Source organism: Oculatella sp. LEGE 06141, from assembly GCF_015207605.1.
In the GTDB taxonomy this organism is placed as follows: domain Bacteria; phylum Cyanobacteriota; class Cyanobacteriia; order Elainellales; family Elainellaceae; genus Oculatella.
The window spans coordinates 100,217-110,314 of record NZ_JADEWO010000018.1; the positions used below are offsets into that span (position 1 = coordinate 100,217).

10 protein-coding genes are annotated in these 10,098 nt (G+C 50.9%); 7 read left to right on the plus strand and 3 right to left on the minus strand.

Annotated features, from left to right (window positions below):
- Positions 1 to 131: 131 nt before the first annotated feature.
- The 3 genes from IQ268_RS14510 (at position 132) to IQ268_RS14520 (ending at position 4,427) form a co-directional block, all read left to right on the plus strand.
- Positions 132 to 3,404 carry an efflux RND transporter permease subunit gene (locus IQ268_RS14510; RefSeq protein WP_193880076.1) on the plus strand — a complete coding sequence of 1,091 codons (3,273 nt, stop codon included), beginning with the start codon at positions 132 to 134 and terminating at the stop codon, positions 3,402 to 3,404.
- A gap of 152 nt (positions 3,405 to 3,556) precedes the next feature.
- Positions 3,557 to 3,907, plus strand: a complete 351-nt coding sequence (locus tag IQ268_RS14515; protein WP_193880078.1) for a hypothetical protein — start codon at positions 3,557 to 3,559, stop codon at positions 3,905 to 3,907.
- A 115-nt stretch (positions 3,908 to 4,022) separates the two neighbouring features.
- Positions 4,023 to 4,427, plus strand: coding sequence for a hypothetical protein (locus tag IQ268_RS14520; protein WP_193880081.1), 405 nt, complete (start codon positions 4,023 to 4,025; stop codon positions 4,425 to 4,427).
- 80 nt (positions 4,428 to 4,507) lie between these two features.
- On the opposite strand, the gene IQ268_RS14525 is transcribed toward IQ268_RS14520, so the two are convergent.
- Positions 4,508 to 4,729, minus strand: coding sequence for a DUF4327 family protein (locus IQ268_RS14525; protein ID WP_193880084.1), 222 nt, complete (start codon positions 4,727 to 4,729; stop codon positions 4,508 to 4,510).
- Between the two features lie 541 nt (positions 4,730 to 5,270).
- Positions 5,271 to 6,332 (minus strand): 4-hydroxythreonine-4-phosphate dehydrogenase PdxA, encoded by a 1,062-nt coding sequence (gene pdxA, locus IQ268_RS14530; protein ID WP_193880087.1) that lies wholly within the window; start codon positions 6,330 to 6,332, stop codon positions 5,271 to 5,273.
- 224 nt (positions 6,333 to 6,556) lie between these two features.
- Between pdxA and IQ268_RS14535 the strand changes: the two genes are divergently transcribed.
- Positions 6,557 to 6,661, plus strand: coding sequence for a PetM family cytochrome b6-f complex subunit 7 (locus tag IQ268_RS14535; protein WP_193880091.1), 105 nt, complete (start codon positions 6,557 to 6,559; stop codon positions 6,659 to 6,661).
- A gap of 92 nt (positions 6,662 to 6,753) precedes the next feature.
- On the opposite strand, the gene IQ268_RS14540 is transcribed toward IQ268_RS14535, so the two are convergent.
- Positions 6,754 to 7,170: a helix-turn-helix transcriptional regulator gene (locus tag IQ268_RS14540; protein WP_193880094.1), complete on the minus strand. Its 417-nt coding sequence runs from the start codon at positions 7,168 to 7,170 to the stop codon at positions 6,754 to 6,756.
- 283 nt (positions 7,171 to 7,453) lie between these two features.
- Between IQ268_RS14540 and IQ268_RS14545 the strand changes: the two genes are divergently transcribed.
- The 3 genes from IQ268_RS14545 to IQ268_RS14555 form a co-directional block, all read left to right on the plus strand.
- A complete protein-coding gene (locus IQ268_RS14545) occupies positions 7,454 to 8,440 on the plus strand; it encodes an SDR family oxidoreductase (RefSeq protein WP_193880096.1) in 987 nt (328 codons plus the stop codon).
- Between the two features lie 6 nt (positions 8,441 to 8,446).
- A complete protein-coding gene (locus IQ268_RS14550; protein WP_193880099.1) occupies positions 8,447 to 9,205 on the plus strand; it encodes a histidine phosphatase family protein in 759 nt (252 codons plus the stop codon).
- Positions 9,206 to 9,443: 238 nt separating this feature from the next.
- Positions 9,444 to 10,098: hypothetical protein (locus tag IQ268_RS14555; protein WP_193880102.1), on the plus strand; the 655-nt coding region annotated here is incomplete at its 3' end.

A 10,098-nucleotide genomic window follows, 5' to 3' on the forward strand; every position in this document is an offset into this window, starting at 1 on the left:
CTCACCATTGAGAGAGGAGTAACGCTTTTATTTGCGTTATACATATTATTATTTCTCAATATTTTTTAACAAACCACCTGTTCTGTCCATATATCTGTCCATAGTCCGTTTATCCAGGGAGAGCAGCGATCGTGCAGAACACAGCAAAAACCGGGTTCAGCATCAGTGCCCTAGCCATTCAGCAGCATATTGGCACTTTAATGTTGACCCTGGCCATGATTGTGATTGGGGTCTTCTTTATTTTCAATCTTCAGGTTGATTTGTTGCCCTCCATCACCTATCCGCGCATTGGAGTTCGGCTCGACGCTCCTGGCGTTTCGCCCGAAGTCGCCGTCGATGAGATAACTCGCCCTCTAGAAGAAGCGCTTTCGGCAACCGAAGGAGTGGTTCAGGTTTATTCTCAAACCCGCGAAGGACAGGTGAGTGTAGACCTGTTTTTTCGTCCCGGTGGCAACATTGACCAGGCACTAAATGAGGCGACCGCAGCCTTCAACCGGGCACGCAGCACGCTACCAGAGACGGTGGAAGAGCCTCGCCTGTTTAAGGTAGACCCATCCCAGCAGCCAGTCTATGAACTGGCCTTAACCTCTCCCTCTCTAGAACCGGTTGATTTGCGCGTCTTTGCCGATGAAGAATTAGGCCGTGAATTAAGCGTGGTTCAGGGGGTTGCTGCCGTTGATGTATCTGGCGGCATTGCCGAAGAGGTTCGGGTTGTGGTTGACCTGGCTCGTCTCCAGGCGCTTGGCATTGGGCTAAATGATGTTTTAAGTGAACTACAAGAAACGAATCAAGATGTTTCTGGAGGTCGCCTTTTAGGGGATACCTCAGAACAGCTCACTCGTGCCGTGGGGCGCTTTCAAGATGCCCAAGAAATCAGCAATTTGTCGTTCGCAGTAGGTTCTGCGGCGGGGCAAGATGAGGCTCCCTTGAATGCGACGGCCTCTGATTCTGCCACCCGTCGGGTTTATCTGCGTGATTTTGCTGAAGTGGTTGATGGCACGCAGGATCAGCGAATTTTTGTCACCCTGAACGGTCAATCCGCTGTTAAAGTTAGCGTGCAAAAGCAGCCCGACGCCAACACAATTGAAGTGGTTGATGGCGTGAAACGTCGAATCGAGGAACTGCGGCAGTCAGGGTTGATTCCAGAGGACATGGATTTAATTTCAACGCTGGACGAGTCGGTTTTTATTAACAACGCGATTTCTAATGTCACCACGGCGGGTTTAACGGGTGCCGGACTGGCAGCGATCGCCGTTCTACTGTTCCTCGGTTCCATTCGCCAAACTCTCATTATCGTGCTGGCGATTCCGCTGGCAACACTGACTGCCATTATTTTCATGAACCTGTTTGGCTTAACCATCAACGTCTTTAGCCTGGGTGGGCTGGCGTTGGGGGTGGGTATTGTCGTCGATAACTCGATCGTCATGCTGGAGACTATTGCCTCTGGCGCTGGCATGACTCCCGGTAAAGACAGCCAAACCCGGTTAACCTCGCGTCAGTTAATTGAACAATCGGTGCAGAGCAGTCAGTCCGTTGAATCGGCGTTAGTGGCATCAACGTCTACCAACCTGGTAGCGGTGTTGCCGTTTCTACTCATTGGCGGGTTCTTGGCGCTGCTGTTCAATGAGCTAATTTTGACCGTAAGCTTTGCCGTGGCCGCCTCAATTTTGGTGGCCATTACAGTAGTGCCGATGATGACCTCCCGGCTGTTGGCGATCCCCATGTCGAGCCGAGTCGGAGAGTTCTGGCTGCTGCAAGCGTTCAATCGACGGTTTGATGCCGCAACCCGACACTATACGTCTCTGCTCGATCGCGTTTTGCGACGGCGAATCATTGTTATTCTGCTGGCCTTTCTGCTGCTGGGTGGCAGTAGCCTGCTCATGCTGGGTCGTATTCCTCAGGAGATTTTGCCTCGAATTAACACCGGGCAGGCGCGATTATTTGCTCAGTTTCCGCCAGGAACCACGCTGGACGACAACCGGAGGGTGATGGCAGCAGTAGACGACATTTTGCGATCGCAGCCAGAAACAGAGTATGCCTTTTCAACCGCCGGGGGTGCCCTGTTTGGTACCAATACCAGTGAAAACCCGTTGCGAGGGTCGAGCACCATTACGCTGGAACCGGGAACGGATGTGGAAGCCTATGTGTCGCGGGTCAGCCGCGAGTTTGAGCGCTTAAATCTGGTGGACGTGCGTTTGCGGCTCAGTCCGGGCGAAGTCCGAGGCTTGATTTTGAATAACTCACCCGTGCGCGGAGCCGAAGTGGACGTGCTGCTGCAAGGTGAGGATGCAGATACGCTGGCACAGGCTGGAGAGCAAGTTTTGCAAGCTCTAGAAGCGCAATCAACCCTGGCGAGTTTTCGACCCGATGCCGATCGTCGCCAGCCTGAGGTACAAATTCGGCTGAACCCAGAGAGGGCTGCCGATGTTGGCCTTAATATTCGCGACATTGGGGACACCCTGGAGACGGCACTGGCAGGCTCAACGCCAACCCAACTTCAACGAGGCAACCGCCTGGTGGATGTGCGAGTCGAGCTGGATAATGAAGCCATTCGCCGCCCCTCTCAACTCGCCCAACTGCCGCTATTTACTGAAACCAATCAGTTAATTCGGCTCAGCGACGTGGCTCAAATTGAGGAAGGTGAAGCCCCTGGAGAGATTCAGCGAATTAATCAACGCCAGGTGTTTATTATTGCTGGCAGCCTGACTGAAGGCGCAAATTTAGGGGAAGCACTGGCTGAAGTCGATCGCATTGTGCAGGGAATCGAATTACCCAGAGGTGTGAGCCGACTGCCCAGTGCATCTGCCGAAAGCAACCGAGAAATTCAATCTGCATTGCCGATCCTGGGTGGGCTAGCCGCCTTCCTGGTCTTTGTGGTAATGGCCGTGCAATATAACTCGCTTGTTGACCCACTGGTGATTATGTTTACCATTCCGCTGGCGCTGGCGGGCGGCATTTGGGGCTTATTCATCACACAAACTGCCATTGGCGCAACTGTGATTGTGGGTGCCGTGTTGCTGGTTGGAATTGTCGTCAATAACGCCATCATCATGGTAGAGCTGGCAAATCAGATTCGCGAGCAGCAGCAAGTCGATCGCCGTATTGCCATCTTGCAAGCTGCACCGCAACGCCTTCGCCCAATTTTGATGACCACGATCACCACCGTTTTGGGTATGTTTCCCCTGGCAATGGGTCTGGGAGAGGGGGGCGAGTTTTTGCAACCGTTGGGAATTGTTGTGTTTTCAGGGCTATCGCTAGCAACCGTGTTAACCCTGTTCATTATCCCGTGTTTTTACCTGCTGCTCCACGACTCTCGCTGGACTGGAGGGCTGGGAAATCTGTCTAAGACTGTGTTTCGGCAGAAGCCCACTCGCAAACGCGAGGCTGTTGGGGTGCGAGACTAGCTCCCCCGCCGCGATCGCCGCTTCAACCACTCTCCTGTCACCCGTCTGATGTATCACACCACTTTAAGTTTGAAGGGGATGGGTAACGACAGTGTCCCTCGGCTCGGTAGGATGAGGACAGTCCTTAGAACCGCTCACGATAGTAAACCGTTATGCCTTCACAATTTAAGCTGAATCTGGTCGAAGGCTCTGTTTCTTTCAGCTTTACTCCTGAAGCGGCACGCGACCTTCAGGCAGCGATCGCCACTTTAATGGCTAGCCTCAAAGCAACAGCAGCCCAGGGAACCTCAGGCAGCACCAGACCTCAACCCAAACGCTCAATGGAATATCAACACACGGGGGACATTTTTCTAGAGGTGTTTTGTAACCCAAACATTTGGGCCAGTCCCTTTGCAGCCAAGGTATTGATTACCCTGAGAGACGATCGGATTCGGCTCAACACCGAAGCGGAACTCACCCGCCTGATCGAAGATATCAATTTGTTTTTAGAACAGGAGGGTTAACTGGCGCGATCGCATTTGTTTCGTCTGATTCTTCTGGCGAATTGCGATCGCCTGGTTGACAGCTTAGAATCTAGGCAATCTTCAATGTTAACTTGACGTCTTTTACGTAGCTACAATGAATACCGATACTGCTTTAGAACTCGTACAAAAAAGCTTTCGTGTTACGTTAGGCGCAACTGCATCCCTGATCGAGGTGTTGCAAGACCCCCAGCGGCGAGATGAAAATTTAACGAAGTTGAGGCTTGAATTTAGCCAGCTTGCCGAAGAGTGGGCGGCCAAAGGAGAAATGACCGAGCAAGAAGCGCGCAATTTTGTTGACACCATTCTAAAGCAGCGCGCTTCCCAGAGCAGTTCAGCAGATTATGCAACGACTTCGCCTGCCTCACCAGATACAACGGCGGTTTCTGTTTCTGCTCCACCCGCCTCAGATGTTCAGCTAGAACTCCAGGAGCTAACAGCTCAGATTGCTGCTATCCGAACCGAGTTAGAAAAACTCCGCGAACAAGATCAAGCCAGCTAACGGCTCTTTAAAAGCATCACCTTGTGGCTTAAACGCCTTGAAACTGAGGACTTTACCTGGTTCTAAAGTCCTCAGTTCCACTAATCGTTTTCCCAGTCTTCTCGTCCAAGCAAGTCGCCGATCCGATCTCGAAGCAGGTAATCGCTTCTTTCGAGTTCAACCTCAATCATGGCCCATTCACGGGCAGGGATGAACTTGCAGAGAGAATAGATAGGCTGCTGACGGCTAACCACTCCCTTTTGCACCAGTTGACGAGCTTCATCCTGAATGAGGCTCAGGCAGTCTTGAATAGATTGAATCATGATTCACCCTCTATGTATCGGATTTTTGTTGCGTAAAGTAAAACGTGTAGTGGGGAAGTCTACTGATTAAGTCCAGATGGTTTGTGACTTGGGTAAAACTTTGTAGTGGAGGATACTGAACTTTTTTTATTTTCAGACTAAACGCTTTACTGGCATATTAACAAATATTGCGAAAGTCATCAAACTTTAACTATTTTCGCCAATGTGGAAACCTTAGAAAACGCTAAAGCCAATGCCCTGACGCTATTTTGGTTGATACAGTCCTCGATCGCCGCTAAAGGTTGCAAGAGCAATCTGTCATTAGTTAGATGCTTCGTTGGACGGGTTGGCGAGGTTGCTCCCTTCAGGGTAAGCCCCTTCTATGCGCTTGCATTAAAATCAACAACATTTTTTAGATTTGTTTTCAAGTTGCAGTTTGCCGTGCTGATTCAAACCGCCTTTTGCAGCAGAACGTATGGCTTTGCTCTCCCACAGTGCAATCAATAGCCACCCCAAGACGATAGGGCGCTACAAAGATAGGGCGCTACAGAGATAGAGCACATCAACCAGCGATCGCGGCTTGCTCAATTCGCTGGCTGGCTTGGGCGATCGCCAGGTCAATTGCAGCGTTCATACTGCTTGCATCCGCAATCCCCTGTCCCGCGATGCCAAACGCGGTGCCGTGATCTGGCGAAGTGCGGATAAACGGTAACCCAATTGTTGTATTAACGGCTCGGTCAAACGCCATCAGCTTGACTGGAATTAAACCCTGGTCATGATAAAGCGCCAGATAGGCATCGTGAGCCTGGGGCGAGGCGGTGCTGCTGTTGCTGCCATACCAGGCCAACCCAGGAGCAACCCACAGCGTATCGGGCGGCACCGGCCCTTCTAAACTCACATGGGGCAGGCGATCGCCCATCTCTTGAATCCAATCAACCATCCAGTCTTGTTCCTCATGCCCCAACTGCCCCTGCTCGCCGCTGTGGGGATTTAAGCCAGACACCGCAATTCGGGGTGCGGCAATCCCAAAATCGCGCCGCATACAGTCCACCAACAGGTCTAGCTTTGTGGTTAGTAAGGATGGGGTGAGTGCATCTGGCACCTGACGCAGAGGAATGTGAGTGGTAGCCAGCAAAGTACGCAGTGTCCATCCGGTATGGGGCGATCGCGCCACAAACAACATGCCAAACCGAGTTGCGCCTGCCCGTTCGGCTAACAGTTCCGTTTGTCCGGGGTAATGGTGGCCGGCCATGTTCCAGGCCGCTTTAGAAATCGGAGCCGTCACAATGGCATCAAATTCACCAGCCAGCGTTTGGGCGATGGCCTGTTCCAACGCGCGAAAACTGATCGCACCACTGGCCGCATTACCAATTCCCAAACGAACCTGTTGTTCCAGATGGCGATCGGATATATCCATGATCGATAGCTGCTCAGGATCAGCAAGGTTAGATCCTGGCTTCGCCATCTGCTGATAGGTTTGAATTAGTAAGGTTCGACTGCCAATCAACGTGGGCTGGCAGGCGCGGAGGATAGCCGGATCGGCAAGGGCTTTAAGCACGACCTCTGACCCAATACCTGCCGAATCTCCAAGGGCGATCGCAAGTCGAGGATGAGCGTTAACCATATTTACAACACCATATTCACAGTGAAGCGGGGGTTGAGACAATTACATCGCAAAACTGCTTTAAAATACTTTATGCAGGTTTAATCGGGTGGTTATCCGGCGATCGCTCATAGGTGCGCTTCAACCAACGAAGTCTGGCACGCGTGAGCGCTGGCAAACCGATCTCTCATCCACCTTTAATCCACTTTGTTCGGTCATCCAGGCACAAAAGGAGCATTTTATACATGAACGGCGAACTTTTTAACGCAGCAATCCTATCTTCAACCCTCATTCTTGTTGGGCTGAGCCTGGGCTTTCTCCTGCTCAGGCTTCAAGGCGGCGAAGAATAAACCGAACATAGACTTGGGCATTAGACTGCAACAGTTGCAGTCTGATGTTCGACTCCTGAACGCTGTTGTAAATGAAGAGGTTGTCGGTAAAGTCAATCTTCAGGTTCGTCTAAATGTTCAGCCACCGCTCGATAGAGATTCAACACGTGGCTATCTTTGAGATAGTAAAACACGTTGCGTCCCTGCTTGCGATAGCTCACCAGGCGAAGCGATCGCAGCGCTCGAAGCTGATGAGAAACGGCAGACTCGCTCATTTTGACGATCGCGGCCAGATCGCAAACGCACAGTTCTTGACGAGCCAGCGCAGACACAATCCTGAGTCGATTGGCATCACCTAACAGTGAGAAAAATTCAGCCATTCGCTGCGATTTTTCTACACTTAAAATCGTTTGGTGTAACTGGCGAACATTGTTCAAATCAACAGGATGTTGAATCGTACAATTCAAATCGCGGTCTGCCGTGGGAGAGGCCGCATGAGTAGAGGGAGCGATGGGGTCAGAACCAGACATGATGGCTATGGATCTATATGATCTAGGGAATGATCTAAAGGGAGCGGGCTTTAGCTTTAACGGAACAACGCTGGAGTCGAGTTACTTTTAGCGTAGCAATTTTGCCGTCCGCTGCACGAAAAAGCAGTTCGCCAGCCATAAAATCCTGCCAGACCACGAAATATTAAGCCTTTTATCAGTTTTTTTCAGCCAATCAGCGTAAATCATTCTTAAAGCGCTGCTATGGAATAATCGGTTTCTGATATATCTTAGAAAAAGTTAAAGGTTTGTTACGGAATCCCTCATGAAAGTACTAATTACAGGTGCCACCGGTACCTTGGGAAGGCAAGTGACTCGTCGCGCCCTGGATGAGGGATACGAGGTGCGTTGTCTGGTGCGAAGCTTCAGAAAAGGAGCATTCCTTAAGGAATGGGGCGCAGAACTGGTTCAGGGCGATCTCTGCGACCCTTCTACGTTGCCCCCGGCACTAGCCGGCGTAGATGCGGTGATTGACACCGCTACAACCCGACCCACCGATTCGTTTAGCATTAAGCAAGTAGATTGGGACGGAAAAGTTTCTCTCATACAGGCAACCAAAGCGGCAGGAATCGATCGCTTCATTTTCTTCTCGATTTTGGATGCCGAGAAATATCCAGATGTGCCTTTAATGGAAATCAAGCACTGTGTTGAACAGTACCTGGCTGAATCGGGCTTGAAATACACCATTTTGCGTCCTTGCGGCTTTTTGCAAGGGTTAATTGGTCAATATGCAATTCCGATTCTGGAAAAGCAAGCCGTGTGGGTGATGGGAGCCACTTCACCGATCGCCTATATGGACACGCAAGATATTGCTAAATTTGCGGTGCAAGCGCTAAAAATCCCTGAAACCGAACAGCGATCGTTTCCAGTGGTAGGGTCACGTCCCTGGGAAGCCTACGAAATCATCCGCCTGTGTGAACGGCTCTCTGGTCGAGAGGCAAAGGTAACCCGAATGCCCATTGGTCTACTGCGAGGCATTCGTCGGGTGGCTCGATTCTTTCAATGGAGTTGGAACATGGCCGATCGCCTTGCCTTTACAGAGGTGATTGCATCCGGTAAGCCTTTGGCCGCTTCCATGGAAGAAACCTATGCTGTGTTCGACATTAGCCCCAAGGAAATCACCACATTAGAATCCTACATGCAGGATTACTTCAACCGCATCATGAAGAAGCTCAAAGAGCTGGAGTACGAGAAGCAGAAAGCAAAGAAGAAGAAATCGCCCTTCAAATCGTCGCAAAGTAGCGACAGCTAAGCAGCTATGCAGGTGTTGAAGCTACTCTTTGTTCGTCATGCCCAGTCCACTGGCAACCAGCAGAAGCGAATGCAGGGGCATGGCGAATTTGAGCTTTCAAACGAAGGCAGAAGTCAGGCCGAGAAACTGGCGCAGCGGTTGCTAGCAGAATCGTGGCATCCAACCTGTATTTATAGCAGTCCGCTTAAACGAGCCGTTCAAACGACAGAGATTTTGCTATCGCATTTTTTGGCAGAGCCGCTACCTGCGATGGTGAGTGACTTAGTCGATGGTGAAGTATCGGCTCCGCTCGATGTTTTAGCGGCTCAATCTGCTCCGCGATCGATCCAGGTTCACTATGCAGACGAGCTGAAGGAATTCCAAAACGGGGTCTTTCAAGGATTAACCTGGGCAGAAGCCAAAACCCAATATCCAGAGTTGTGCGCCGAACTAGAGAGAACGCTTGACTGGATGCAAATTCCCGAAGCAGAATCGCTGCCCGATGCTCGCGCTCGCGCCCGTCAGTTTATGCAAACGGTAGTGGAGCGCCATCACAACGGAGAGCAGATCTTGATCATGACCCATAGTTGGATTTTGCAACATTTGGTTGCAGAGTTGTTGGGCAGCGATCGCTCCTGGCGTTTCCACTCCAAAAACACGGCGTTGTTCGAATTTTGGTTGGAGCGATCGCGGTGGCAAAATCTTGACTACAGCCGATTTAATACCGATCTATGGCAAATTCGTCGTTTTAACGACTCGCAACATCTGGCAACGGTCGGCACTTGAAGCAGGTAGATGGGTAAGGCTGAAAGTGCAGAAACTGGCTCACAACCATCACAAAATCTAAAGTTGCTTTAAAGTGGGCACAATTCATCTATAATCTCATGGCTATAAACGTTTCTGAACGGCTGATTGTGTAGAACTATCCTCAAGGTGGGGTATCTTCTTTAAAGACATCCATGCCTGTGTTGAGGTTAACAGCCTCAGAGTCAGGGTTCCCTACCAGCTTATTGCTGAGCCAACAATGGTAGATCCGATAGATGATATCGCCCATCAAGCCCGTCAGGGCAGCGTGTCAGCGATTATACAAATTTTGAATCAGAAATTGGCTGACTCGGGTGTAAGAACCAGAGCCATTCTCTCTGATGGCATTTTACAACTCTTGTGCGAAGCACCCAGACCAGAGCAGCTAGAGCAACCAACGTTAGTACCGCAAATTCGCCAGATTCTAGAGTCCATTCAACCGCGCAATATCCATCGCGTTAGCATTAACAGCCGTATTGTGCGAGAGCAGCAGTTGTTGTGGCTAGACGAAATCAACCGCGATCCCGATAGCCAGTTGCTGTGGTCTGAGCAAGTTACCTTAAAGAAATCCAACCCGTTCAAACGGTTTTCTGAAGACTGGCAGTTTGGGCGATCGCAAGCAGCCAAGGCAATCATGCCGAAGGTGGGTTCCGGTAAAAGCACCCGCGAGAAACGCCAGTTCAGACGGGGAATCATTGGTGGAACCGGGATAAGCTTGCTGGTGCTGCTAGCAGGTTGGGGATTGTATGAATGGTTGGAGGAGCGCCCTGAACAGCAAACCCAGGCAACCCCAACGCCATCTCCCAACTCCAGCGCTACGGTAGCGGCGAGTCCTGATGCTCCAGCGATCGCAACACCCACCCCCACTGCCACCC

Excerpts from the sequence above, each read along its gene's own strand:
- IQ268_RS14535 (WP_193880091.1), top strand. The coding sequence starts at position 6,557 with ATGAACGGCGAACTTTTTAACGCAGCAATCCTATCTTCAACCCTCATT.
- IQ268_RS14540 (WP_193880094.1), bottom strand. The coding sequence starts at position 7,170 with ATGTCTGGTTCTGACCCCATCGCTCCCTCTACTCATGCGGCCTCTCCC.
- IQ268_RS14545 (WP_193880096.1), top strand. The coding sequence starts at position 7,454 with ATGAAAGTACTAATTACAGGTGCCACCGGTACCTTGGGAAGGCAAGTG.
- pdxA (WP_193880087.1), bottom strand. The coding sequence starts at position 6,332 with ATGGTTAACGCTCATCCTCGACTTGCGATCGCCCTTGGAGATTCGGCA.
- IQ268_RS14515 (WP_193880078.1), top strand. The coding sequence starts at position 3,557 with ATGCCTTCACAATTTAAGCTGAATCTGGTCGAAGGCTCTGTTTCTTTC.
- IQ268_RS14520 (WP_193880081.1), top strand. The coding sequence starts at position 4,023 with ATGAATACCGATACTGCTTTAGAACTCGTACAAAAAAGCTTTCGTGTT.
- IQ268_RS14550 (WP_193880099.1), top strand. The coding sequence starts at position 8,447 with ATGCAGGTGTTGAAGCTACTCTTTGTTCGTCATGCCCAGTCCACTGGC.
- IQ268_RS14525 (WP_193880084.1), bottom strand. The coding sequence starts at position 4,729 with ATGATTCAATCTATTCAAGACTGCCTGAGCCTCATTCAGGATGAAGCT.